Genomic DNA, 26,124 nt, shown 5'->3' with positions numbered 1-26,124 from the left:
TGTCCAACTATGCCAGAAAAGGGAGAAAAAAACTGCTGGAGCTTGCGATTTACAGGTGAATTGAAAAACGCCAGCGGCAGAGCTGGCGCTTTAACTACGGGGGCATTACTCGTCGGCAGCGTAGCCCTGCGGCGGCAGACGTTGACCATCCAGCCACGCGGCGTTTTCGTGCATTTTCAGACGACCATCGGCAAACCAGCTAATCACCAGCGGATAAATAGCGTGTTCCTGGGTTTGCACGCGGGCGGTGATATCATCTTCCGTATCACCAGCAAATACCGGGACTTTCGCCTGTAAAATAACCGGGCCACCATCCAGTTCATCGGTGACGAAATGCACCGATGTACCGTGCTCTTCATCGCCATTTTCCAGCGCCTGACGATGGGTGTGTAATCCGGGATATTTCGGCAGCAGAGAAGGGTGAATGTTCAGCAAACGCCCGGCATAGTGGGAGACAAACGCCGGGCTGAGAATGCGCATAAAACCAGCCAGCACGACCACATCGGGTGCGTACATGTCGATTTCATGAATCAACTCCCGGTCATAGGCTTCACGACTGTCAAACGCGCTGGTGATGAGCGTATGCGTTGCAATACCCGCCTGGCGGGCGCGTTCAAGGCCGAACGCGTCGGCCTTATTGCTGAAAACTGCCCGTACGGTGCCTTTAATTTTGTTGGTTTTACAGGCGTCAATAATTGCCTGCAAATTACTTCCGTTGCCGGAAATAAGCACCACAATATTCATTATTCGATAACCACGCGTTGTTCGGAATCAGAGGCTTTGATGATACCGATTTTCCACGCGTTTTCACCGTTGGCATTGAGCAGGGCGAGGGCTTTGTCCACTTCCGGAGCAGGCAGGGCGATAATCATCCCGACGCCGCAGTTGAAGGTGCGATACATTTCATGGCGTTCAACGTTACCTGCCGTTTGCAGCCAGTTGAACACTTCCGGCCACTGCCAGGAAGATTCATCAATCACTGCCTGGGTATTATCTGGCAATACGCGCGGAATGTTTTCCCAGAAGCCGCCGCCGGTCAGGTGCGCAATGGCATGCACATCGACCTTTTCAATCAACTCCAGCACTGACTTCACGTAAATGCGGGTCGGTGCCAGCAGATGATCGGCTAATGGCTTACCATCAAGTTCGGTGGTTTGCGGATCACAACCGCTGACTTCAAGAATTTTGCGCACCAGCGAATAACCGTTCGAGTGCGGACCGCTGGAACCGAGTGCAATCAGCACATCGCCGTCGCTGACTTTAGAGCCGTCGATGATTTCTGATTTTTCTACCACGCCCACGCAGAAACCCGCGACATCGTAATCCTCACCGTGATACATCCCCGGCATTTCTGCCGTTTCGCCACCCACCAGTGAACAGCCCGATTGCAGACAACCTTCCGCAATGCCGCTGATCACCGCTGAAGCGGTATCAACATCCAGTTTTCCGGTTGCGTAATAGTCGAGGAAAAACAGCGGTTCTGCACCTTGCACCACCAGGTCATTAACGCACATGGCGACCAGATCAATACCAATGGTGTCGTGACGTTTTAAGTCCATTGCCAGACGCAGCTTGGTACCTACGCCGTCAGTGCCGGAAACCAGCACGGGTTCACGATATTTTTGCGGCAATGCACACAGCGCACCGAAGCCGCCCAGACCGCCCATCACTTCCGGACGACGCGTTTTCTTCACTACGCCTTTGATTCTTCCAACCAGAGCATTACCCGCGTCAATATCAACACCGGCATCTTTGTAGCTAAGAGAGGTTTTATCGGTCACTGCTTGGGTCCCCACGCGTTACTTGCGGTAGAAAAATAAAATTCGGCGCAATTCTAACAGGGAAAGCAAACGTTTGCGAGACTGCTTTACACAACCTTTTTGCACGTCTTTTCCCCAGGCGCGCGGCGAAAGAAGACTTGTGCCAGGGCAAAGGTTAGTTTTCGGATGGAATAATCTTCTTTCATAACCATTTGAATATAAAATAACTTTATCTCAAACCGTTATCATTTTGACTAAAGTCAACGAAAATAATATTGCCGCCTTGAAGAAAGGAGGTATAATCCGTCGATTTTTTTTGTGGCTGCCCCTCAAAGGAGAAAGAGTATGAAGATCGTGGAAGTCAAACACCCACTCGTCAAACACAAGCTGGGACTGATGCGTGAGCAAGATATCAGCACCAAGCGCTTTCGCGAACTCGCTTCCGAAGTGGGTAGCCTGCTGACTTACGAAGCGACCGCCGACCTCGAAACGGAAAAAGTAACTATCGAAGGCTGGAACGGCCCGGTAGAAATCGACCAGATCAAAGGTAAGAAAATTACCGTTGTGCCAATTCTGCGTGCGGGTCTGGGGATGATGGACGGTGTGCTGGAAAACGTTCCGAGCGCGCGCATCAGCGTTGTCGGTATGTACCGTAATGAAGAAACGCTGGAGCCGGTACCGTACTTCCAGAAACTGGTTTCTAACATCGATGAGCGTATGGCGCTGATCGTTGACCCAATGCTGGCAACCGGTGGTTCCGTTATCGCGACCATCGACCTGCTGAAAAAAGCGGGCTGCAGCAGCATCAAAGTTCTGGTGCTGGTAGCTGCACCAGAAGGTATCGCTGCGCTGGAAAAAGCGCATCCGGACGTCGAACTGTATACTGCATCGATTGACCAGGGACTGAACGAGCACGGATACATTATTCCGGGCCTCGGCGATGCCGGTGACAAAATCTTTGGTACGAAATAAAGAATAAAAATAATTAAAGCCGACTTTAAGAGTCGGCTTTTTTTTGAGTAAAGCGCCTATAACACATAATACAGAGGATAATACTATGACGCGCCGTGCTATCGGGGTGAGTGAAAGACCGCCACTTTTACAGACAATCCCGCTTAGTTTGCAACATTTGTTCGCCATGTTTGGTGCAACCGTCCTGGTGCCCGTCTTATTTCATATTAACCCGGCGACTGTACTGTTATTTAACGGTATTGGAACGCTGCTGTATCTCTTCATCTGTAAAGGGAAAATTCCGGCTTATCTTGGTTCCAGCTTTGCCTTTATTTCACCGGTATTGTTACTGTTGCCGTTAGGGTATGAAGTCGCGCTGGGCGGCTTTATTATGTGCGGCGTGCTGTTCTGCCTGGTTTCTTTTATCGTGAAGAAAGCGGGGACCGGCTGGCTGGACGTGCTGTTTCCACCTGCGGCAATGGGCGCAATCGTTGCCGTCATCGGTCTGGAGCTGGCGGGCGTAGCTGCCGGTATGGCGGGTTTACTCCCGGCTGAAGGGCAAACGCCAGACTCCAAAACCATCATCATCTCTATTACCACCTTGGCGGTCACGGTTTTAGGTTCCGTGCTGTTCCGTGGTTTCCTGGCAATTATCCCGATTTTAATTGGCGTGCTGGTGGGGTACGCGCTCTCTTTCGCAATGGGAATTGTCGATACCACGCCGATTATTAATGCTCACTGGTTTGCGCTGCCAACCCTCTATACGCCGCGCTTCGAGTGGTTTGCCATTCTGACTATTCTGCCAGCGGCGTTAGTGGTTATTGCCGAACACGTAGGGCACCTGGTAGTAACGGCTAATATCGTCAAAAAAGATCTGCTGCGCGATCCAGGTCTGCACCGTTCGATGTTTGCTAACGGCTTGTCGACCGTGATTTCCGGCTTCTTTGGCTCCACGCCAAACACCACCTACGGGGAAAACATTGGCGTGATGGCGATCACCCGTGTTTACAGTACCTGGGTTATCGGCGGGGCGGCGATTTTCGCTATCCTGCTTTCCTGCGTCGGTAAACTGGCTGCTGCTATCCAGATGATCCCATTGCCGGTGATGGGTGGTGTTTCGCTGCTGCTTTACGGTGTCATCGGTGCTTCCGGTATTCGTGTGTTGATCGAATCGAAAGTGGATTACAACAAAGCACAGAACCTGATCCTGACTTCCGTGATTTTGATCATCGGCGTCAGTGGCGCGAAGGTAAACATTGGCGCGGCGGAACTGAAAGGTATGGCGCTGGCGACCATCGTCGGTATCGGCTTAAGTTTGATTTTCAAACTGATTAGTGTGCTGCGCCCTGAAGAAGTGGTGCTGGACGCAGAAGACGCGGATATAACAGACAAATAATGTACCGACCGGGCAGTGTTGCTGCCCGGTTCAAACATCATGGGATTCTGTGGTAAACTTCTCGCGATTTTGTGAAATCCTGGTTGAGGTATCTCTGAACACACCGGCACAGCTCTCTTTGCCACTTTATCTTCCTGACGACGAAACCTTTGCAAGTTTCTGGCCGGGGGATAACTCCTCTTTACTGGCCGCGCTGCAAAACGTGCTGCGTCAGGAACATAGCGGTTACATCTATCTCTGGGCACGCGAAGGCGCGGGGCGCAGCCATCTGCTGCACGCGGCTTGCGCGGAATTGTCGCAGCGTGGCGATGCGGTGGGCTATGTCCCGCTGGATAAACGCACCTGGTTTGTTCCGGAAGTGCTCGACGGTATGGAGCATTTGTCGCTGGTCTGTATCGACAACATTGAGTGTATTGCAGGCGATGAGTTGTGGGAGATGGCGATTTTCGATCTCTACAATCGAATTCTGGAATCGGGCAAAACACGGTTGTTGATCACCGGCGATCGTCCACCGCGGCAGTTGAATCTGGGATTACCGGATCTCGCGTCGCGACTCGACTGGGGGCAGATCTACAAATTGCAGCCACTTTCTGATGAAGATAAGTTGCAGGCGCTACAGTTACGCGCGCGTTTGCGTGGTTTTGAACTGCCGGAAGATGTGGGGCGTTTCTTGCTGAAGCGGCTCGACAGAGAAATGCGCACGCTATTTATGACGTTGGATCAGTTGGATCGTGCGTCGATTACCGCGCAACGTAAGCTGACCATTCCGTTTGTGAAAGAAATTCTGAAGTTGTAGATAAGGTGTTTATTGTCGGATGCGGCGCGAACGCCTTATCCGAACTACGCGAAGTTAATCCATAGTATTCGTAGGCCGGATAAGACGTGGCAAGCGTCGCATCCGGCAATGTGCTTCAACTAGCGATGGAGCACATCTTAACCCACGATTTCCAGTACCTGCTCCGGTGGACGACCAATTCGCGCTTTGCCATTCGCGACCACAATCGGGCGCTCCATCAGCTTCGGATTATCCACCATTGCCTGAATCAGCGCCTCTTCGCTAAGCGAACTGTCAGCCAGGTTCAGTTCTTTATAAAGCTCCTCTTTCTGGCGCATCAATTCACGGGCGCTATTCATCCCCAGCATTTTCAGCAAATCGCGCAGCGTTGCCGCATCGGCGGGTGTCTCAAGGTAGAGCACCACTTCTGGCTCCACGCCGTTTTCTTTCAGCAGGTTCAGCGTTTCCCGGCTCTTTGAACAGCGTGGGTTATGGTAGATTTTTACCTGTTTGGTCATTGTTCTTCCTTTAATGCGAATTACATCTTGGTATAAGGCTTAAAGCGTTCCTGCAGCTGGCGCAACTGGTCGATGCGCGCATCGTAACGCGCTTGTTGCAGGCTGCCTAATTTCACCTGCGAACTGGCGCTACTCAACAGCGAAATGGCCTGATCGAGTCGTCCGGCGAGCGCATAAGCTTCTGCTCGCGCAGCCAGCTCCTGATCGCGGTTATTTAGCGCGGCTTCCGCCTGTGCCAGCAAATCCCAGCCGTTGCTGTCATCTTTATTATTAAAGGTGTAGCGATTCAGAATATTGGCCGCTTCTTGTGGTTGACCGCCTTGCAGATAAGCGTTCGCCAGGTTGAGCTGCAACACAGGATTGGTGCGTAAATCGCGGGCATTTTTCAGACGATTGATCGCCTCATTGGCTTTGTTTTGCCCAAGATCGATATCAGTAGCCAGATCGAGATACCATGCGTTGCCAGGTTCTGCCGCCAGTAACGGTTGCAGCGTTTTACGCGCCTCGTCGTATTTATTGGCTTCCATTGCCTGTAAAGCACGACCATATTGTGCTGCTCGTTGCTGACGAACGTTTCCTTTCGCCCATTCATCCAGCAAATCACTGGTGAGCTGGTTACGTCCGGAATTATACATCCCCAGTGTGCGCGCTTTCGCCAGATAGAAATCTTCCGACGACTGCACCACCATCGGGCGCATCTGATTAGCACGGTTGCGGGCATCTGCCAGACGACTTTCCGGCAACGGGTGAGTCAATAAAATTTCCGGCGGGCGCGAGGAGTAACGCGCCTGATCGAGTAATTTTTCGAGGAAGGTTGGCATCGCCTGCGGATCGAATCCCGAGCGTTGCAGCACCTGAATACCAATGCGGTCCGCTTCCTGTTCATTTTGCTGGGTGAAACTGATCATCCCCTGACGCGTTCCCGCCAGTGTACCGGTCAGCGCCGCCATCCCCGCCTGCGGACTGGCCATCGCCAGTAAAATAGAACCTAACGCGCCGACCCAGGTCAGCGGCGCGCTGCGCTGCTGATCTTCCATCGCTCGCGCCAGGTGACGTTGGGTGACGTGGGAGATTTCGTGCGCCATAACTGAAGCCAGTTGACTTTCGTTATCGGAATAACGGAACAGGGCAGAGTGCAGCACCACGTTGCCGCCAAAGAAAGCAAAGGCGTTAATTTCGTCGTTGTTGATCAGAAAAAAATGAAACGGTGTCTTAACCGAATTGGCATGCGAAACCAGACGCATCCCCAGCGAATTAATATATTGCGTTAACAGCGGGTCATTAATTAACGGCGCGCTGCCGCGTAGCTGGCGGACATAATAGTCGCCCATCTGCATTTCCTGACCAATGGAAAGCGTGCTTCCTGCGGAGGTTCCCATATCCGGCAAGGTGTCTGCGCTGTCGGCAAACGCCGGGGCTACCTGACCAATGGTCATAGCAGCAATGAGGGTTGCAACCAGGTTTTTTTTCAACTGCCTGAACATAACCTCTATCCTGTATTTCTGGAGATAGTCATTTGACCGATACTGTGAAATATCGTTCCCACCGCGCCGCCTTTGAGTGTAACGGCGAAGATTAGCCCACTCAAATGACTTTTCAGTTTCCTGAATCCGTCATAAAAAGCGAAGTCTTTTTTGTGACATTTCGATACAATTGCGGATCGCAATCCCGCTCTTGAGGTTCAGGGAAGGTCTTTATGCTCGAAATGTTGATGCAATGGTATCGCCGCCGTTTTAGCGACCCGGAAGCGATTGCCTTGCTGGTTATTTTAGTTGCCGGATTTGGCATTATCTTTTTCTTTAGTGGCCTGCTTGCTCCGTTGCTGGTGGCTATTGTGCTGGCCTATTTGCTGGAATGGCCAACCGTGCGCCTGCAATCTATTGGCTGCTCCCGCCGCTGGGCGACGTCGATTGTATTGGTGGTTTTTGTCGGTATATTGCTACTGATGGCGTTCGTGGTACTGCCTATCGCCTGGCAACAGGGCATCTACTTAATCCGCGATATGCCGGGGATGCTCAATAAGCTTTCTGACTTTGCCGCCACGTTGCCGCGCCGCTATCCGGCGTTAATGGATGCGGGCATTATTGATGCAATGGCCGAAAATATGCGCAGTCGGATGCTGACCATGGGCGATTCGGTGGTGAAAATTTCCCTCGCCTCGCTGGTCGGTTTGCTGACCATAGCCGTCTATCTGGTGCTGGTGCCATTGATGGTCTTCTTCCTGCTGAAAGACAAAGAGCAGATGCTGAACGCCGTTCGTCGGGTGCTGCCGCGCAACCGTGGACTGGCAGGACAGGTGTGGAAGGAGATGAATCAACAAATCACCAACTATATCCGCGGCAAAGTGCTGGAGATGATCGTGGTGGGGATCGCCACCTGGCTGGGGTTCTTGCTCTTTGGGCTGAACTATTCGCTGCTGCTGGCGGTGCTGGTCGGCTTCTCGGTACTTATTCCGTACATTGGCGCATTTGTGGTGACCATTCCGGTGGTTGGCGTGGCGCTATTCCAGTTTGGTGCAGGCACTGAATTCTGGAGCTGTTTCGCGGTGTATCTGATCATTCAGGCGCTTGACGGCAACCTGTTAGTACCGGTGTTGTTCTCCGAAGCGGTTAACCTGCATCCGCTGGTGATTATTTTATCGGTGGTGATCTTCGGTGGTTTGTGGGGATTCTGGGGCGTATTCTTCGCCATTCCATTGGCGACGCTGATCAAAGCCGTGATCCACGCCTGGCCCGATGGGCAAATAGCGCAAGAATAATCTTCAGCCCGACGAACTGTTTCGCCGGGCTGATTTTTCAGGGTTCCTGACGTAAATAAATAGCCCGATAACACATACTCACCAGCACTGCACCGCCGATAATATTACCCAGCATCACCGGGAGCAGATTGGCGGTAATAAAATGGCTGACCGTCAGTGCCGGAAAATTGTCTGCGCTACTGTGCGCCAGTTGCCAGAAGGGGGTTGGGGCAAAATGGCGAATGGCAATGGCGAACGGAATCACAAACAAATTGGCGATACAGTGCTCAAAGCCACTGGCGACAAACAGGGTGATGGGCAAAATCATGGCGACGATTTTGTCGCATAACGAACGCCCGCAATAACTCATCCACAGCGCCAGGCAAACCATCAGATTGCACATAATGCCGAGGCTGACAGATTCAGTAAATGTATGATGCATTTTGCCCTCGGCGCAGTGTAAAACCGCGACTCCCCACATCGCGTTTTCACTCATCACCAGCCCGGAAAACCAGATTAACAAACTGAAACAGGCAATACCTGCCAGATTACCGCAGGCCACCAGAAGTGCGTTAATCAGCCAAGTTCGCCAACTAATAACGCCCCGACTTTTTGCCATCACCGTCATTACCGACGAGGTGAACAGGCTGGTGCCGCAAACCGCCAGCAAAATAAAGCCGAGTGTAAAGCAAAGGCCGCCCACCAGATGGGTTAATGCCTGTGAAGACGGGGCATCGGCGATAACGGAAAGGTAAAAAGTAAATCCGATCGCCATAAACACGCCAGCGGACATCGCCATTAAAAAGACCGACACTTTACTGCGGGCAATTTTATGGGCGGCAATCCGTTCAGCGATTGCCGCTTTTCTGGCGCTCAACTGCAAGTCGAAAGAGAGCTTGTTTCTCATGCATACTCCTGCAAAAGCAGATTACAACACCTCGCGAACCGAGATCCCCAGACGCTGCATTCGTGACAGCAGCGTGGTGCGCTTCATCCCTAATCGTGTCGCCGCGCCACGGGGCCCGGCAACAATGCCATTGGTTTCTCGCAATACCTGAACAATGCGCTGACGTTCTTCTTCGTCATTCTCTGGCGTCGTCGGGTGCAGCAACTGCGCCATTGAACTGCGAAGCGCTGAATCTTCATTTAGCGTCGGCAGTAAACGGCTTTGTCGGACATTTAGATGTAAATTCAGACTGTTACCACGAGTCAACAGTACCGCCCGCTCAATCACGTTTTCCAGCTCGCGCACGTTGCCCGGCCAATCCCACGACATCAACTGGCGTAGTGCCTCGGTCGGGATGGCGTCAATTGCGCGATTCATATGGCGCGCCATTTTTTGCGTGAAATGTTTTGCTAAAAGAGGGATATCTTCCGGACGATCGCGTAGCGGCGGCAATTCCAGTGGGAAGACATTCAGGCGATAAAAGAGATCGCTGCGAAACTGGCGATCTTCAACCATTTGCCACAAATCACGGTTGGTGGCGGCAATGACTCTGACATTCACCGGGATCGTTCTACTCCCGCCGAGACGCTCAATTTCCCGCTCCTGCAATACGCGCAGCAATTTAGGCTGAAGTTCTAACGGCAGATCGCCAATTTCATCGAGAAACAACGTGCCGCCATCGGCAATTTCAAAACGTCCACGATGGGTATTAATCGCACCAGTAAACGCCCCTTTGTCATGACCGAATAACTCACTTTCCAGAAGACTGGCGGGGATGGCAGCGCAGTTGATTTTGACCAGCGGCTTGTCGCGTCGCGGGCTAAGTTGATGGATCGCTCTGGCGATCACCTCTTTGCCAGTTCCGGTTTCACCGCAAATCAACACCGTACTGTCGCTCTTCGCCACAATATCTACCTGCTGGAGCAGGTCTTCCATTGCCTGGCTTTGATAGATAATGTCACCGACGCCCAGATTCGAAAGGAGCTGCTCGCTAAGCTGGTGGTTTTCTTGCTGCAAACTTTCCTGCAAATCGGTCATGCTACGCCAGGCATCGGCATTGCCAACGGCAATAGCGATGCGATCGGCTATGTGTTGTAGTAGCTGGCCGTTTTCCTCACTAAAGAGAGTGGAAGAGGTATGCGCCAGCAACAATGCACCCGGTGTATGGTTGCCAAAGGTAAGCGGTATCAGGAGCGCAGATTCGCAGCCGTTAGATGCAAGTAAGTGTAATAACGGGTCGCGTTGCCAGAGAAACAGATCGTCTGCACGGTGCGTCAAGGTCGGTTGTCGGGTTTGTAGCGTTTGTGTCAGCAATACACTGTCGCCAGGCATATTGCGTGGCAGACACGCACAATGTGAGGCAGAAAGATCGCTGCACCACAGGCTGAACTTCTCGTTCTTTCGATGATCGCCCAATACCATACTGACTGAAGCCAGACCGAAAAAATGATGGATCTCACGAGCGACGTCAGCGATCAGATCGTCGAGATCAAGATGTGACAGCACTGCATTAGTGATATCCACCAGTACCCGATGATGATCGCGATCTTTCTCCAGCAAACGCAGCGCCACCTGTTGTTCTTCATCATTGAGCCATGATTGCAGAACCGGGGTGATAATGCGTGCCAGCCAGTTAAACAGTGTGCAATCCTGGGGAGTAAAACGGCTGCCGTGGGTACGAATAAAGCGTAGCTCCGCCATTCCACTACTGCCGAGAAGGACGGCGTGACGCGAATAATCGACCATCTCGCCCTGATACTCTACTGTTGCCGTCACATCGCTGCCATCATCATGGTAGCGGTAATAGAAGTTGCTTTTGAGAACATGCAGTTCAATAAGTTGTACCGGGCTGAACGGCGGCGGCAGCGGGATGAAGGCGCGTAATAAAGACGCCTTGCCGTGTTTCTGCGCTAACCGCTCCGCGAGCATTCCGTTTACCGCTTCAATTGTTATTCCTTGCGGCGGGGCAAACATCGCCTCGTCTGACATAGCCATCAACAGTCCTTATTAATGAGAAATCCTTCTCACGCAATTTTTCTGGCCATCAGATAGATGGCCGGTTCCTGCACAATTTCATCCAACAGATGAATGAATTGAATGCTACGCGCCTGCCACAAAGACGTCGCGTCATCTGCCAGTGGCGCGAATGCCCGGGTCAACAGGGCGGTGTGGCTGGTGTCAATAACAATCTCACCAAAAGTCATCACCCCCAGCATCTTACGTCGGGCTTGCTCCTCTTCGACCAGTGCAAGCCAATCTTTGTATTCCGTCAGTGGGCAGCGGAAGGCGACATTCAGACAATCAATCACGCCAACGTGATGGCCGATAGCTAGCGAGTAATACATTACCTGAGAGCTGTGTTCCGGCATCTCGTCGCTACTGGCGACAAACTTTTTTCGCAGCGTCCAGAAAACAATTTCCCCGCACTCTTCAGTCATGTAACCCCCGGAGTACGCGAAAGAGTTGCTGAACGATACTATTGAGATGTGGATCGTCGGCATCGCGCAACCAGGTGTTAACCCGATTTCCTGTAGGATCGTCGCTTTAATGGCGCAGGAGCCGATCGCAAATTTCTCGCCCCTGACGATAGCCCGCCAGCCGCCGCGCTTCTCGCTCAATGGCGATACGCTGTGATGGCGGGATCTGCGGCCACAACGGTTGCATAGTCACCCCGGTGGGATCGCGATAATCCACCGCGTGAATCTTCTGTTGCAGCAAACCGAGCGCCACGGCGAAACCGTGAATGGTGGCGGCCGGTGTTGGCGGGCAGCCGGGGATCCAAACATCAATGGGGACAATGGTGTCGCTGCCGCCCCAGACGCTGTAGAGATCGTGGAAAATACCGCCGCCGACGCCGCACGCGCCGTAGGAAACACAGATTTTATGATCGGGGGCAGACTCATACGCCCGAAGTGCAGGCATACGCATCGCCCGGGTGACTGCGCCAGTAAATAACAAAATATCGGCGTGACGCGGTGATGAAACAACCTTAATGCCAAAACGTTCTGCATCGAATACTGGTGTGATGGCGGCAAAAATTTCGATTTCACAGGCGTTGCAGCCACCGCAATCGACGCGATAAACGTAAGCCGAGCGACGGATATCCTGTAGCAAATGCCGCTTCATCTTTTGCGTTTGCTCGTCCAGCGTGATGGGCTGGCTGACATGTTGTGTAAGCACTGGACTCATAGCTGCTCCTTAGCCACCAGCGGTACATCTGTATCGTCGTTGATCAGCGTCGCGCGTTGTTTGCACTCCGGGCAGACGCTCGCTTGCGCCCGCAACATTTCGCGGTTTTGTGGCGCATTTTGTTGCTGTGCCAACAATTCAGCAGCCAGTGCGACGGTTTTTTGCGGGGCAAACGGGCGTTCGCAACGGCTGCAACGTTGTAGATGGAACGTCGCGCGGGTATAGAGATCGGCTTTATTGGTGACGGTCAGTTCAAAGTTATTGGTAAGCTGGATGGCTCTGGTCGGGCACACTTCTTCACAACGTCCGCAGTAAATACAACGCCCCAGACAGAGCTGCCAGGTGCGCGAATTTTGCTGGTCGTCGGTCTGGATAGTCAGCGCATTTGCCGGACAAGCACAGGCGCAGGCACCGCAGGCAATACATTGGCTGGGCATCAGGTCCGGTTTCCCGCGAAAGCCTGGGCTGACCTCCAGTGGCGCGAAGGGATATTTCACCGTCGCGGTTCCGGCGCGCATAATAGTTTTCAGTAACTTCAGCATCTTCTGTCCTTACTTCAGCGGCGAACGGTTACGATCAATGCCGTAGCGTTCGATCTCTTTATACGGCACGGTTTTTGACTGGCGCTTGCGCACATCAACCAGCGTCACACGGTCGGTACAGGAGTAGCAGGGATCAAGGCTACCGATAATCAGCGGTGCGTCAGAAACGGTATTGCCGCGCAGCATGTAACGCAACACCGGCCAGTTGGCGTAGGTGGCGGCACGGCAGCGCCAGCGGAACAATTTTTGGTTATCACCGAGCATGCTCCAGTGCACGTCTTCACCGCGTGGCGCTTCAACAAAGCCCAGCGCGAATGCGTGAGGTTTATAGCTAAAGCCTTCGGTCAGCAGTGGGGTATCCGGCATGTTGTCGAGAGCAAATTCCAGCATTGCCAGCGAATCAAACGTCTCTTTGACACGGACCATCACGCGGGAGAAAACATCGCCGCCGGTGAAGGTAAACAGTGTTTTTGGAATATTGCCGTAGTCGGCATAGGGGTGATCAAAGCGCAAATCACGGGCAAAACCACTGCCGCGGATCAGCGGCCCTACAGGGCTATATTCACGGGCGATTTGTCGGTCGAGAATGCCAATGCCCTGAGTGCGTTGTTCCATATTCGGCGTAGCAAGCAGCATCTCTACCAGCTCCGACACGTCGGCGCGCATCTCGCGCACCAGTTTCAGCGTTTGCAGACGTTGCTCTTTGAGAATATCGCGGCGAACACCACCAATCAGATTCAGACCGTAGGTTTTACGCGACCCGGTCAGCAATTCCGCCATTGTCATCGACTTTTCCCGCACGCGGAAAAATTGCATAAAGCCGGTATCAAAACCAACAAAATGGCAGGAGAGGCCAAGGTTGAGCAAATGACTGTGTAGCCGTTCGACTTCCAGCAGAATCGAGCGAATGGTATGCGCTCGTTGCGGCACCTCAATCCCCAGTGCATTTTCAACCGAGTTGGTATAGGCCACACTGTGGGCAAAACCGCAAATCCCACACACGCGGTCCGATAAGAAGGTCACTTCGTTGTAGCCCATCCGCGTTTCTGCCAGTTTCTCCATGCCGCGATGGACATAAAACAGACGGTAATCAGCATCGACAATTTGCTCGCCATCCACAAACAAGCGGAAGTGACCCGGTTCATCGGAGGTGATATGCAGCGGGCCGACAGGGATCACCCGCGCATCGCTGTTGCCCTCATTGATAAACGGATACGTTTCGGAATCAGTCGTCGGTTCAGGGCGCAGTCGATAATCCATCGCATCTTTGCGCAGCGGATGCATATCTTCCGGCCAGTCATCGGGCAACACCAGGCGACGCTGATCCGGCAGGCCAACCGGAATCAGCCCGTACATATCGCGAATTTCTCGCTCGCCCCAGACCGCGGCAGGGACGCGCGGTGTGACTGACGGAAACTCCCGACTGTCGGCATCGACCAGCGCCTTCACCACAATCCAGCATTTTTCGGCCCCTTCCATTGAAAGGGCATAATAAACCGCGTAATGACCGTTAAGTGTCCGCTCGTCGTTGCCAAACAGGACCGGAAGCCAGCCATCATGTTGATAATAAAGATACTGTACAACGTCAGGCAGCAGATTGATTTTCACCGTAATGGTGACCTGTTCAGGCGTTTGTCGCTCTTCATCCAGCACCGCGCCGGGGAACTGCGTTTTCAGGGCGGCGAGAATCGCTTCGCCACGATTTGACGATGAATTAACGTTCACTGTGTTTCTCCGAAACAGATGCGGTGCCTGAAGGCAAAAAATCATGCCAGGTGCTACGTTGTGCAGGCAGATCGTGCGTCCCTGAGAGGACTATAGTGGAAGCGCCCGCCAGGATCCTGATGACAGGTTGTGGAATATGCGTTCCCATCGCCAGCATCATGACCAGCAGAATCACCATTGGCGAGGTGGTCAACCAGCCGAGATCACCCCGGTTAACGGCCTGCGGCGGTTTCGCCATTAACACCCGCGCAGCCATCCGTACCAGGCCCGCCAGCACCAGCGTTAACAGCAATAACAGCAGGACGATAATCAGCAGGTGATTACGTGCCAGTCCGGCGGTAACGGTCATAAATTCGCTAAGAAAAATGTTGAAGGGCGGCATCCCTGCCAGCGCCAGCGCACCGCCGCCAAACAGCACGGCGGTAAATGGCATGATTTTGAGCATCCCACAGACGACGTTGAGATCGCGCGTGCCGTACTTGAGCAGTACATTGCCGGAACCGCAGAACAGCAGCGTTTTTGCCAGACTGTGGTTTAAGGTGTGCAGCAGCGCGGCAAAAATTCCCAGCGGCCCGCCAATGCCTAGCGCCACCGCGACCAGTCCCATGTTCTCCACGCTGGAGTACGCCAGCAGACGCTTAATGTCCCGCTGTACCAGAATGAAAAATGCCGCCACGGCAACCGACAACATGCCGAAGATGAGCAACAACCGGTTGGGGAAATCGCTGCCGATGGCCTGGCAAATAATGATGTAATAGCGAATCAGCACCAACAGCGCACAGTTCAGCAATACGGCGGAGAGTAGGGCGCTGACCGGACTCGGCGCTTCACTGTGAGCATCCGGCAGCCAGGCGTGCATGGGAAATAGCCCGGTTTTGGTACCAAAGCCAATTAGCACAAACACAAAGGCCAACAGCATTAATGTTGGGTCAAGCAAGGACGATTGCTTAAGAACCTCGCTCCAGAATATCGCCATTTCTGCCTGCGGCATAACGCTGGCGGCGTTGGCGTATACCAGCACGGTACCGAACAGACCAAAAGCGACACCAACAGTACAAATAATGATGTACTTCCATGCTGCTTCCAGCGATGAACGCTGACCGTAAATGCCTACCAGAAACGCCGAGCTTAAGGTGGTGGCTTCGATCGCCGCCCACATCACAATCAGGTTATTGCTGGTAACAACCAGCAGCATGGTGAACAAAAACAGATGGAAGAAACCGTAGTAATCGCACAGCGTAACGGGTGAAAGCTCGCCGTGCTCCACTTCATGACGCATGTAGCCAATCGAGTAAACACCGGTAAGAAAGCCAATCACACCAAGAATGGCGAGGAACAAACCGCCCAGACCATCAATATGAAGCCACAGTCCCGCAGCGAATATTTCTCCCGCATCAGCGGCGGTTTGGACCACCCAGAGTGCCAGAATCAGCAGTAGTGTGATCCCTAAGCTATGTAATACTGTCACCGCGCGAGTCGCAGAGTGCCCCCGTTTCCGGCAGGCAAAACAGAGCAGCGAAAAAAGCAGCGGCGTGAGCAGGAGTAAAGCGAACATCACAGAATAACTCATCTCATTATCCCTTCAGCGCGGTCAAGTTGTTCACGTCCAGCGTGCCGTGGGTACGCCATATTTTTCTTGCCAGTAACACCATCACAATGACGGCGAAGATGGCGTCGGTAGCGATACCTATTTCCACCAGTTCCGGTGCTCGCCAGGCAAGAAGCGCCAGCACCAGATGGGAGCCGTTTTCCATCAGGCAGTAACCAAAAATTTGCCGCAGGATATTGCGCTGGCTAACAATGCACAGCAGGCCAAGCAGAAAATGACCTAACGCCACCGCCAGCGCTGGTTTCAGCCCGGTAGCCATCGGTAGCTTCACGGGCTGAACGACAAATGCGCAAAGCAGGACAATTAACGCCGCGAGCAGTGCCATCATTGCCGGACCGAATAACGCTTTTTCCGGGATGTTCTGGGGAATATTTCGTGCAGCGTAAGTCATGATTAACGGTACCAGCAGCACTTTGGTGATAAAGGCGCTGGCGGACCAGATCAGCAGTTGCTCTGCGGCGAACAGGCACGAGAGGGTGGCGAAAATAGACACCAGCACCAGTGACTGGCAGGCGTAAAATCCGCATGACAGGCGATAGCTTTTGACGCTAATCACAAACAGCGATGTCAGCATCATCAGTCCCGCCAGATTATTTACGATCATAGAACCGGTCATTCATCATCTCCTTACTGCAACCAGGTCGCGGCGATTACGCTGGAAATCAGCGACATCACAATCAGTACAATCAACACCAGGCGCATTGATCCTGGCAGCGGTGCGGCATCGGCGATGGCCTCGCTCGGTTTGCCCGGCACGACGCGACCAAACCAGCGAATAAACCAGGCGAAACTGGCGACCGATTCAATCATCAGTAGAATCATGGCGGGCAGCAGGATCCAGTACTCCACTGACAACGCAAAACCGGCGGCAAACAGCGGGAATTTACTGAAGAAGCCGTTGAACGGCGGCACGCCGGTAATCGCCAGCGCTGCCACGCAGAAACCCACGCCTGGCAACGGCAGGGTGTGCAATACGCCACGCAGACGCGGCAACAAGCGCGTGCCGCAGCTGTAACTCAGCGCACCTGCTACAAGGAAAAACAGGCTTTTAGCGAACGCGTGGTTGACGATGTAGGCGATGCTGCCCTCCAGCGCTAGCCGCGAGCCGAAGATGGAGAGCGACAAACCGAAGAACATCCAGCCAAGTTGAGTGATGGTCGACCAGGCCAGCAACCGCTTCATATCCTGCTGTGGCAAATACATCAGAAATCCATAAAGAATGGTGACCAGGGCCATGACCATGCCAACGCCGCCAATCACATGCGGGATATTGCCACCGTCGATAATGGCGCGGGCAAAAATGTAAACGCCCACTTTCACCATCGATGCGGCGTGGAGATAGGCGCTGATCGGTGTTGGCGCTTCCATTGCATCCGGTAGCCACGCTTGCATCGGTAGCTGGGCCGATTTCCCCCACGCGGCAAACAGGATGCCGCCATAAACCAGATAACGTGCGTCGCTGTGTAACTCGCTCATCGCGCTAAGCGCAAACGTTCCGGTCTGCAAAAACAGCGTGGCGGCGGCAAGATACAACCCAAACGAGCCGATATGAGTGATAAGTAACGCTTTTAGTGCTGAACGCTGCGCTTTATCGCTCTGGTAATAACTGATCAACGCCCAGGAGCAGCCGCCCGTAATTTCAAAAAACAACAACTGACCGAGCAGCGTCGAGGAGAGTACCAGTCCCGCCATCGCGCCGATAAACACCAGCAAAAATGCGTAATAACGATTCGTGCCGTTATGCGGGTGTTCGCGATTTTTATCCGTCAGATAACCCGTGGAGTAGATCGTGACCAGCAAACCGAGAAACACCACCACAAACAGAATCAGCGTACTCACGCGATCAATGACCAGGCCAAACAATGCCACATCCCCCACGTTGACCAACGTCAACGTGACGGCAACTTTATCGGCCTGATAAAACGCGGAGATCAGCGACAACATGCACAGCGTGGTCAGCGCGGCGAACAAAACCCCCCATTCGGCGGCCCGACGTTGTGGCGAAAACGAAACGACCAGTGCGCCGATAAAAGGCAGCATTAACGTCGTCAGAGCAAGATTTTCCATATTCCGTCAGTGCTCCTTACAGACCGGTTAACCAGAAGACCCATGCAAGCGCAGCAAGGCTGAAGCCAAGCCAGGTCACATGGTGAATGAGTAAAAAACGCCCGCGTGCCAGCGTGTTTTCTGCGATTGAGGCCAGTACAAAAATCAGCAAAACCTTGAGCAGCGTAACGACAAGTGAAGTCAGCAGACAGGCGAGAGAAAGCTCTTGCGCGCGCCCAAAGGGCAGAAACAGGGCCACAAACAGTGCTGCCATCACGACCTGTTTCAGCCCCAGCCCCCATTTCGCTAGCGCCAGCCCGGCACCGGAATATTCGGTCAGCGGGCCTTCCTGTAATTCCTGTTCTGCTTCAGCAACATCAAAGGGAATTTTTCCCATCTCAATGAAGCAGGCAAAACCACAGGCCAGTAACGCCAGTACGGTGGTTAGCGGCGAGTTCCAGCCCGTTGCCAGCGTATTGCTGATCATCTCGATATGCGTGGAACCTGCTATCAGCGCCAATACCAGCAGTGAGAGAATGAGCATGGGTTCGACCAGAATGCCGAGCGTCAACTCGCGACTGGCACCGACTCCCGCAAACGGGCTTCCGGTATCCAGCCCTGAAAGAGCAAAGAAAAAACGAAACAGGGCAAGAAGATAGATAAGGGTGATCAGATCGCCGCCGCCCGCAAAAGGGGAAACGGCAATAAATAGTGGTAGGGCCATCGACAGCACCAGCATGCTGCTGATTAATACCCACGGCATCAGGCGGAACATCAGACCTGAAGATGTCGGCGCAACTTCCTGCCGTTTAAACAGTTTGTGGATATCGCGATAATCCTGCCAGATCCCCGGTCCGCGGCGGGAGTGCATTCGCGCGCGTATCTGCCGGGAAATACCCGTAAAAAGTGGGGTTAGCATCAGCAGAATCACGGCCTGTGCTAACGCAAAAATGACCAGATATCCGTCGCAAAGAGTTTGTCTCATGGTGATTTCCTTAGACGGCAATAGCGATTAGCAGCACAACCAGTGCGGCGACCACATACAGGCAATAGAGACGAAAGTCGCCGCTTTGCAGATGCTGTATTTCTTTGGCCAGCCGTTGGGTGGCGCTCACGATGGGGCGGATCACCCGCTCATCCCAGAAGGGTTCTGTGCTCTGAGCCCTGGCGGTGACGTGCGCAAGACCTTTATTTAGCCTCAGCGTAGGGTCGAGCTGTTGTCGTAGACGAAATAACGCAGAGAAGACCACACGCAGCGGCTGCATCACGCCATTGCCTGACGGAGCCATCGCGTTTTCCCAGCTGTAGCCGCATGCCCAGGCATCTCCTGTGCGACGAAACGCTGCGCGGCGCGAACGACACCACAGCCAGTAAAGGCCAGGCAGCAAAGGCATCGCCAGTAGTAACAGCAACAGTAATGAGGGGGTGACCTGTGTATGAAACGTGCCGGGTACAAGTGCTATTCCGCTGGCGACAGTGACGGGAGGGGTATTGGTAAACGCATGGGCAATATGCATTATCTTCGGTGCCAGCCAACTGGCACTAAGCGCAATTAATACGCAGAGTGCCGCGAGCAGTAGCATGGCGACGATCATCGTATTTGGCACTTCCTGTGCCTCTTCAGCGTGTGTACTGCGCGGCGCACCACAGAAAGTAATACCGTACATTTTTACGAAGCACATTACTGCCAGCCCACCAGTGACTGCCAGCATTACCATAGCAATAGGACCCGCAAGTTGTAGCGCTACGGCTTCCACACGACTTAGTGAGAACAGCGACTGCCAGGTGTACCATTCGCTGATAAAACCATTCAGCGGAGGAAGGGCTGATATCGCGAGGCAACCAATCAGGCATGCTGCGGCTGTCCACGGCATCCGTTTCGCCAGTGCCCCCATTTTTTCCATGTCGTGGGTATGCAAACGCGAAATAATCGCGCCCGCGCCGAGAAATAGCAGCCCTTTGAACAGCGCATGGTTGAGCAGATGAAACAGTGCGCCGAGCAGTCCAACCACGGTGAGCAGCGGGTCGTGCAGTGACAGACCGACCATCGCCACACCGACCGCCAGCAAAATAATGCCGACGTTTTCGACGGTACTCCAGGCCAGCAGCCGTTTGATATCCTGTTCCGCCAGCGCATACAGCACGCCCAGGAGCGCGGAGATTGCGCCGATCGCCATCACCAGAATGCCCCACCACAGCGGCAAACCCGTTTGCGCCAGCAGATCCATCGCTACTTTCAGGATGCCGAAAATACCGATTTTGACCATTACGCCAGACATCAACGCCGAAGCGTGCGATGGTGCGGCAGGGTGAGCGCGCGGCAACCAGCTGTGCAACGGCATCATCCCGGCTTTCGCGCCAAAACCGAAAAAGGCCAGCAGGAATACCGCCGACGCCAGCCCCGGAGAAAGTGAAAGCGTGCGGAAACTGGCAAAATCTAGGCTGCCGCTTTCGCGCCCCATCAGCAAGAAGGCGATCATAATCAGCACCGATCCGGCGTGGGCGATAAAAAAGTAGAGCATGCCAGCGTTGATCGACGTTTTATCCTGCCTGGCAATGACCAGAAACCAGGAAGACAGCGACATCATTTCAAACAGCACGATGAACCAAAAAGCGTTGTCCATCACCAGCAGGGCAACCATCGATGCGATGAAAATATTCATAAAGAAGCCCATCGCCGCCGCGCCTTTGCCCTCGTATTCGCGCATATAAGTCAATGAATAGAGCGAACAAACCACCACCAGCAAGGAGATAACCAGCACCATAAATGCCGAGAGGCTATCCATTCGCAGGGTTAAATCGGCAAAGTCAAAAGGGGTGGCAAAACGGGCGACTAAAGTTACGCCTGCATGTAATTGCGTAATTCCGCTGATGATGCCAATCACGCCGCCCACCAGCGATGTGATGCCGGAAAGCTTAATAGCCAGTCTGTCCAGACCGAGTAAAAACAGCGAAGCCAGACTGGCAAACAGATAGAGGATCAGCGACCAGGTTAATAATTGCAGGGCATCCATTAGCGTTGCTCCTGAGTGAGGGAAAGGGGATCCTCCCCGCCATTGGCAAACCAGCTTGCGGCAAGGCGCTGTTTTTCTTTCATCTGACGTTGCAGGCTATCGCCGGTGATCAGCCGTAACGCCTGATTCGGGCAAGCGCGAACGCAGGCCGGACCTTCTGGCAAGAAATCACACAGGTCGCATTTCACCGCGACGGTCTGGACACCCGGTTCCCAGCGCAGCAAAGCATGTTGTTGTGTTGGCGCGTTTTTTTCGCCGTCTTTGAGTGAGCCCTCAGCTTGAAAAACATATTGCGCAGGGGCATTCACCGGACGGCTTCCTGAAGCGCTGATTGCGCCAAATGGGCAGACCACGGCGCAAAGCTTGCAGCCAATACAGAGGCTTTCGTTGAGTTGGATCGCATCACCCCTCTGGGAGATGGCATTGACCGGGCAGACCTGCAGGCAAGGGGCTTCCTCACAGTGATGACACACGACAGGGGCAGTGAGTGTTGACGTCTTCGCCAGGGCCAGGCGCGGGTGTTGCTGTAAACCTTGCGTTTTATGCACGTCCGAACAGGCAGCGAGACAGGTATTACATCCTGTACACCACAGTGGTTCGGCCACCACAAAGCGGTTCATGTCGGCTCCTTGAAAATGATATGAAACATTGCATTTCATAATGCATAAAGGATGCCAGTATGATTAATTTAATATATTCAATAAGTTATGAATTAACTGAATTCTGAACGGTACAAAAATGATGGTCATTAACGTTCAGCAAAAAATGGATTCGACACCCGTGTCGCAGGGGAAAGTGAGAATGTGATCTTGATCACGATAAGTGAGGTGTGCTGACCGCAAGCGCAGCCAGCACGGAATGGAGCAAAGTAATCAGGCGTGTTCTTTCAGCCAGTTCAGCACAACGTCGTGGTGATTGCTGGTTTTGAAATCGTCAAAGACATGTTCGATTTTGCCATCAGCGTCAATCAGGAAGCTGATGCGATGAATACCATCGTAGGTTTTGCCCATGAAGGACTTTTCCCCCCAGACGCCGAATTGCTCGCACACATGGTGGTCCTCATCAGACAGGAGCGTAAAGTTAAGCAGCTCTTTTTCCGCAAAACGGGAGAGTTTTTCGGGTTTATCGGTGCTGATACCCAGCACATCAACGCCCGCTTTTTTCAACTCATCCATGTTATCGCGTAAGCCGCAGGCCTGTACGGTACAGCCGGGGGTCATGGCTTTCGGGTAGAAATAAACCAGAACACGCTGTCCCTGGAAGTCGGTCAAATTAACTTGTTCTCCGTCTTGATCCGGCAAGCTAAATTTCGGTGCGATATCACCGGCTTTCAGTGGATTCATTACTTAACTCCATCCTGTTCATCATGTTGGGAATAATTGACGACGTTAATACTGCCTTGTGCATTGAGTTCTGTACATAGGGCTTTGAACGCTTGCTCAATATTTGCTGCGTCCGCAGATGCGGGGCTGTGGGCAGTAATCTGAATATGCAACTGCGCAGCCCGTTCATTTTCAGCAGGTTGTGTGCGCGACACCAGCTCCGCAATGTTCATATGATGCGCGTCGAAAAGTGCTGTGAAGCGTTCAATTAAATGCGGGGAGTCTGCCACATCGACCTGAACCCAGACAGATGCTGGCATTGGCGGACGCGGACGCGCCGTCGTGCGCTTCATCACGATTAAAAGATCCAGTTCGGCACCTTTCAACGGTAACGTTGATTCAATCAGAGTAATGGCATTCCATGAACCGGAAAGCAGCATGATAAACGTGAACTCTTCTCCCAGCATCGCCAGGCGACTGTCTTCAATATTACAGCCGCAACTACTGACATGACGGGTGATGGTGTTCACAATTCCAGGGCGATCGGCACCCAACGCAGTGATCACCAGATAATGTTGCGATGACAGTGTCAAACTGGTTATTCCTTTAAGGGGTGAGTTGTTCTTAAGGAAAGCATAAAAAAAACATGCATACAACAATCAGAACGGTTCTGTCTGCTTGCTTTTAATGCCATACCAAACGTACCATTGAGACACTTGTTTGCACAGAGGATGGCCCATGTTCACGGGAAGTATTGTCGCGATTGTTACTCCGATGGATGAAAAAGGTAATGTCTGTCGGGCTAGCTTGAAAAAACTGATTGATTATCATGTCGCCAGCGGTACTTCGGCGATCGTTTCTGTTGGCACCACTGGCGAGTCCGCTACCTTAAATCATGACGAACATGCTGATGTGGTGATGATGACGCTGGAGCTGGCTGACGGGCGCATTCCGGTGATTGCCGGGACCGGTGCTAACGCTACTGCGGAAGCCATTAGCCTGACGCAGCGCTTCAATGACAGTGGTATCGTCGGCTGCCTGACGGTAACCCCTTACTACAATCGTCCGTCGCAAGAAGGTTTGTATCAGCATTTCAAAGCCATCGCTGAGCATACTGACCTGCCGCAAATTCTGTATAATGTGCCGTCCCGTACTGGCTGCGATCTGCTCCCGGAAACGGTGGGCCGTCTGGCGAAAGTAAAAAATATTATCGGAATCAAAGAGGCAACAGGGAACTTAACGCGTGTAAACCAGATCAAAGAGCTGGTTTCAGATGATTTTGTTCTGCTGAGCGGCGATGATGCGAGCGCGCTGGACTTCATGCAATTAGGCGGTCATGGGGTTATTTCCGTTACGGCTAACGTCGCAGCGCGTGATATGGCCCAGATGTGCAAACTGGCAGCAGAAGGGCATTTTGCCGAGGCACGCGTTATTAATCAGCGTCTGATGCCATTACACAACAAACTATTTGTCGAACCCAATCCAATCCCGGTGAAATGGGCATGTAAGGAACTGGGTCTTGTGGCGACCGATACGCTGCGCCTGCCAATGACACCAATCACCGACAGTGGTCGTGAGACGGTCAGAGCGGCGCTTAAGCATGCCGGTTTGCTGTAAAGTTTAGGGAGATTTGATGGCTTACTCTGTTCAAAAGTCGCGCCTGGCAAAGGTTGCGGGTGTTTCGCTTGTTTTATTACTCGCTGCCTGTAGTTCTGACTCACGCTATAAGCGTCAGGTCAGTGGTGATGAAGCCTACCTGGAAGCGGCACCGCTTGCGGAGCTTCATGCCCCGGCTGGAATGATTTTGCCGGTGACCTCCGGTGATTATGCAATCCCGGTGACCAACGGTAGTGGTGCTGTCGGTAAGGCGCTGGACATTCGTCCACCAGCCCAGCCGCTGGCACTAGTTTCTGGCGCGCGTACCCAGTTCACGGGCGATACCGCTTCATTGCTGGTGGAAAATGGTCGTGGCAATACTCTGTGGCCGCAGGTGGTTAGCGTGCTGCAGGCGAAAAACTACACCATCACCCAACGTGATGATGCTGGTCAGACACTGACCACCGATTGGGTACAATGGAACCGTCTGGACGAAGACGAGCAGTATCGTGGTCGTTATCAAATCTCTGTTAAGCCGCAGGGTTATCAGCAGGCGGTTACGGTTAAACTGCTGAACCTGGAACAGGCGGGCAAACCGGTTGCAGACGCGGCTTCCATGCAGCGTTACAGCACGGAGATGATGAACGTTATTTCCGCCGGTCTGGATAAATCTGCCACTGACGCCGCGAACGCTGCGCAAAATCGTGCCTCCACCACTATGGACGTACAAAGTGCAGCTGATGACACCGGTTTACCAATGCTGGTCGTACGCGGGCCGTTCAATGTGGTTTGGCAACGTCTGCCAGCGGCGCTGGAAAAAGTGGGCATGAAAGTGACCGACAGCACCCGTTCGCAGGGCAACATGGCCGTAACTTATAAGCCGCTGTCTGACAGCGACTGGCAGGAACTGGGCGCGAGCGATCCAGGCCTGGCATCCGGTGACTATAAACTGCAGGTTGGCGATTTAGATAACCGCAGCAGCCTACAGTTCATCGATCCGAAAGGTCATACTCTGACTCAGAGTCAGAACGACGCGCTGGTAGCTGTCTTCCAGGCTGCGTTTAGCAAGTAAAAATACAGGGCTGGAATCATCCGGCCCTTTTTTCTGATATGATACGCAAACGTGTGCGTCGGCAGGAAAACGCGATTTTAGCGGTAATTCGCACGAAATTTGTTTGTCGGACGTAGTTCGGATAAGGCGTTCACGCCGCATCCGACAAAACATCCGGCACACCAGACAGCAAAAGATTTTAAAACGTTAATTCACACCCAGGAGTGATAAAGATGCAAAAGCAAGCTGAGTTGTATCGTGGTAAAGCGAAAACCGTATACAGCACGGAAAACCCGGACCTGTTGGTGCTCGAATTCCGCAATGATACGTCAGCAGGGGATGGCGCGCGCATTGAGCAGTTTGATCGCAAAGGTATGGTGAACAACAAGTTCAACTACTTCATTATGAGCAAACTGGCTGAAGCGGGTATCCCGACTCAAATGGAGCGTCTGCTCTCTGATACCGAATGTCTGGTGAAAAAGCTGGATATGGTACCGGTTGAGTGTGTCGTGCGTAACCGTGCTGCGGGCTCTCTGGTGAAACGTCTTGGAATCGAAGAAGGTATTGAGCTGAACCCGCCGCTGTTCGATCTGTTCCTGAAAAACGACGCCATGCACGATCCGATGGTCAACGAATCTTACTGCGAAACCTTTGGCTGGGTGAGCAAAGAGAACCTGGCGCGTATGAAAGAGCTGACCTACAAAGCGAACGACGTGCTGAAAAAACTGTTCGATGATGCTGGTCTGATTCTGGTCGACTTCAAGCTGGAATTTGGTCTGTACAAAGGCGAAGTGGTACTGGGTGATGAGTTCTCCCCGGACGGTAGCCGCCTGTGGGACAAAGAAACGCTGGAGAAAATGGACAAAGACCGTTTCCGCCAGAGCCTCGGTGGCCTGATCGAGGCCTATGAAGCCGTCGCCCGCCGCCTGGGTGTACAGCTGGACTGA

The 26,124-nt window shown here is 53.0% G+C and carries 24 protein-coding genes and 1 pseudogene; 7 read left to right on the top strand and 18 right to left on the bottom strand.

Annotation, left to right across the window (positions count from 1 at the left end; all coding sequences use genetic code 11):
- Window positions 1–105: 105 nt before the first annotated feature.
- Together purN and purM are read right to left on the bottom strand one after the other, a co-directional pair.
- Window positions 106–744: a phosphoribosylglycinamide formyltransferase gene (gene purN, locus HUZ68_RS16435; RefSeq protein ID WP_001028626.1), complete on the bottom strand. Its 639-nt coding sequence runs from the start codon at window positions 742–744 to the stop codon at window positions 106–108.
- Window positions 744–1,781, bottom strand: a complete 1,038-nt coding sequence (gene purM / locus HUZ68_RS16430) for a phosphoribosylformylglycinamidine cyclo-ligase (protein ID WP_001295474.1) — start codon at window positions 1,779–1,781, stop codon at window positions 744–746. Before purM ends, purN begins: the two co-directional genes overlap by 1 nt.
- A 324-nt stretch (window positions 1,782–2,105) precedes the next feature.
- Here purM and upp point away from each other — a divergent pair, with 324 nt between their 5' ends.
- The 3 genes from upp to HUZ68_RS16415 all read left to right on the top strand — a co-directional run bounded on the left by upp (window position 2,106) and on the right by HUZ68_RS16415 (window position 4,903).
- Window positions 2,106–2,732 carry a uracil phosphoribosyltransferase gene (gene upp / locus HUZ68_RS16425; RefSeq protein ID WP_001295473.1) on the top strand — a complete coding sequence of 209 codons (627 nt, stop codon included), beginning with the start codon at window positions 2,106–2,108 and terminating at the stop codon, window positions 2,730–2,732.
- Between the two features lie 85 nt (window positions 2,733–2,817).
- Window positions 2,818–4,107 carry a uracil permease gene (gene uraA, locus HUZ68_RS16420; protein ID WP_000198328.1) on the top strand — a complete coding sequence of 430 codons (1,290 nt, stop codon included), beginning with the start codon at window positions 2,818–2,820 and terminating at the stop codon, window positions 4,105–4,107.
- Between the two features lie 94 nt (window positions 4,108–4,201).
- Window positions 4,202–4,903 carry a DnaA inactivator Hda gene (locus HUZ68_RS16415; RefSeq protein WP_001307333.1) on the top strand — a complete coding sequence of 234 codons (702 nt, stop codon included), beginning with the start codon at window positions 4,202–4,204 and terminating at the stop codon, window positions 4,901–4,903.
- A 137-nt stretch (window positions 4,904–5,040) separates the two neighbouring features.
- On the opposite strand, the gene arsC is transcribed toward HUZ68_RS16415, so the two are convergent.
- Both arsC and bepA read right to left on the bottom strand, forming a co-directional pair.
- Window positions 5,041–5,400, bottom strand: coding sequence for an arsenate reductase (glutaredoxin) (arsC, locus tag HUZ68_RS16410; protein WP_000166460.1), 360 nt, complete (start codon window positions 5,398–5,400; stop codon window positions 5,041–5,043).
- A 20-nt stretch (window positions 5,401–5,420) separates the two neighbouring features.
- Complete coding sequence (gene bepA / locus HUZ68_RS16405) at window positions 5,421–6,884, bottom strand: beta-barrel assembly-enhancing protease (protein ID WP_097470065.1); 1,464 nt, start codon at window positions 6,882–6,884, stop codon at window positions 5,421–5,423.
- Between the two features lie 212 nt (window positions 6,885–7,096).
- Between bepA and HUZ68_RS16400 the strand changes: the two genes are divergently transcribed.
- Complete coding sequence (locus HUZ68_RS16400) at window positions 7,097–8,158, top strand: AI-2E family transporter (protein WP_000892044.1); 1,062 nt, start codon at window positions 7,097–7,099, stop codon at window positions 8,156–8,158.
- Window positions 8,159–8,195: 37 nt separating this feature from the next.
- Here HUZ68_RS16400 and focB read toward each other — a convergent pair whose 3' ends face one another.
- From focB to HUZ68_RS16330, 14 genes and pseudogenes are all read right to left on the bottom strand, one after another.
- The gene (gene focB / locus HUZ68_RS16395; protein ID WP_069912887.1) at window positions 8,196–9,044 is read right to left on the bottom strand and encodes a formate transporter FocB; all 849 of its coding nucleotides are present in this window, start codon (window positions 9,042–9,044) and stop codon (window positions 8,196–8,198) included.
- 21 nt (window positions 9,045–9,065) lie between these two features.
- Entirely contained in the window at window positions 9,066–11,078 is a 2,013-nt protein-coding gene (gene hyfR / locus HUZ68_RS16390; RefSeq protein ID WP_097470066.1) for a DNA-binding transcriptional regulator HyfR, read from the bottom strand.
- Window positions 11,079–11,107: 29 nt separating this feature from the next.
- Window positions 11,108–11,521 (bottom strand): hydrogenase 4 assembly chaperone HyfJ, encoded by a 414-nt coding sequence (hyfJ, locus tag HUZ68_RS16385; protein ID WP_097470067.1) that lies wholly within the window; start codon window positions 11,519–11,521, stop codon window positions 11,108–11,110.
- Window positions 11,514–12,272, bottom strand: a pseudogene (gene hyfI / locus HUZ68_RS16380) (hydrogenase 4 catalytic subunit HyfI). Before hyfI ends, hyfJ begins: the two are co-directional and overlap by 8 nt.
- The gene (gene hyfH / locus HUZ68_RS16375; RefSeq protein WP_239593931.1) at window positions 12,269–12,814 is read right to left on the bottom strand and encodes a hydrogenase 4 subunit H; all 546 of its coding nucleotides are present in this window, start codon (window positions 12,812–12,814) and stop codon (window positions 12,269–12,271) included. The pseudogene hyfI and the gene hyfH overlap by 4 nt, the downstream one beginning before the upstream one ends.
- A gap of 9 nt (window positions 12,815–12,823) precedes the next feature.
- Window positions 12,824–14,539 (bottom strand): hydrogenase 4 catalytic subunit HyfG, encoded by a 1,716-nt coding sequence (gene hyfG, locus HUZ68_RS16370; protein ID WP_097470069.1) that lies wholly within the window; start codon window positions 14,537–14,539, stop codon window positions 12,824–12,826.
- A complete protein-coding gene (gene hyfF / locus HUZ68_RS16365; protein ID WP_001613589.1) occupies window positions 14,529–16,109 on the bottom strand; it encodes a hydrogenase 4 subunit F in 1,581 nt (526 codons plus the stop codon). Before hyfF ends, hyfG begins: the two co-directional genes overlap by 11 nt.
- Before the next feature lie 4 nt (window positions 16,110–16,113).
- Window positions 16,114–16,764 (bottom strand): hydrogenase 4 membrane subunit, encoded by a 651-nt coding sequence (hyfE, locus tag HUZ68_RS16360; RefSeq protein WP_000147987.1) that lies wholly within the window; start codon window positions 16,762–16,764, stop codon window positions 16,114–16,116.
- An 11-nt stretch (window positions 16,765–16,775) separates the two neighbouring features.
- Entirely contained in the window at window positions 16,776–18,215 is a 1,440-nt protein-coding gene (gene hyfD, locus HUZ68_RS16355; RefSeq protein WP_239593930.1) for a hydrogenase 4 subunit HyfD, read from the bottom strand.
- A 16-nt stretch (window positions 18,216–18,231) separates the two neighbouring features.
- On the bottom strand, window positions 18,232–19,179 hold the full coding sequence (hyfC, locus tag HUZ68_RS16350; protein ID WP_001307940.1) for a hydrogenase 4 subunit HyfC: 948 nt from the start codon (window positions 19,177–19,179) through the stop codon (window positions 18,232–18,234).
- Window positions 19,180–19,189: 10 nt separating this feature from the next.
- Window positions 19,190–21,208: a hydrogenase 4 subunit B gene (gene hyfB / locus HUZ68_RS16345; protein ID WP_000339467.1), complete on the bottom strand. Its 2,019-nt coding sequence runs from the start codon at window positions 21,206–21,208 to the stop codon at window positions 19,190–19,192.
- On the bottom strand, window positions 21,208–21,828 hold the full coding sequence (gene hyfA / locus HUZ68_RS16340; protein ID WP_239593929.1) for a hydrogenase 4 subunit HyfA: 621 nt from the start codon (window positions 21,826–21,828) through the stop codon (window positions 21,208–21,210). Before hyfA ends, hyfB begins: the two co-directional genes overlap by 1 nt.
- A 252-nt stretch (window positions 21,829–22,080) precedes the next feature.
- Complete coding sequence (gene bcp, locus HUZ68_RS16335; protein WP_033815548.1) at window positions 22,081–22,551, bottom strand: thioredoxin-dependent thiol peroxidase; 471 nt, start codon at window positions 22,549–22,551, stop codon at window positions 22,081–22,083.
- Entirely contained in the window at window positions 22,551–23,123 is a 573-nt protein-coding gene (locus HUZ68_RS16330; protein WP_000176187.1) for a glycine cleavage system transcriptional repressor, read from the bottom strand. The genes bcp and HUZ68_RS16330 overlap by 1 nt, the downstream gene beginning before the upstream one ends.
- Before the next feature lie 145 nt (window positions 23,124–23,268).
- On the opposite strand from HUZ68_RS16330, the gene dapA reads away from it, so the two are divergent.
- The 3 genes from dapA (at window position 23,269) to purC (ending at window position 26,124) form a co-directional block, all read left to right on the top strand.
- Complete coding sequence (gene dapA / locus HUZ68_RS16325) at window positions 23,269–24,147, top strand: 4-hydroxy-tetrahydrodipicolinate synthase (protein WP_001295469.1); 879 nt, start codon at window positions 23,269–23,271, stop codon at window positions 24,145–24,147.
- Between the two features lie 16 nt (window positions 24,148–24,163).
- Window positions 24,164–25,198 (top strand): outer membrane protein assembly factor BamC, encoded by a 1,035-nt coding sequence (gene bamC, locus HUZ68_RS16320; RefSeq protein ID WP_001297320.1) that lies wholly within the window; start codon window positions 24,164–24,166, stop codon window positions 25,196–25,198.
- Between the two features lie 212 nt (window positions 25,199–25,410).
- Window positions 25,411–26,124, top strand: coding sequence for a phosphoribosylaminoimidazolesuccinocarboxamide synthase (gene purC / locus HUZ68_RS16315; protein ID WP_001295467.1), 714 nt, complete (start codon window positions 25,411–25,413; stop codon window positions 26,122–26,124).

Origin of the sequence: Shigella dysenteriae (assembly GCF_022354085.1) — a bacterium.
Lineage (GTDB): Bacteria > Pseudomonadota > Gammaproteobacteria > Enterobacterales > Enterobacteriaceae > Escherichia > Escherichia coli.
This window is presented reverse-complemented; position numbering and strand designations above follow the sequence as displayed.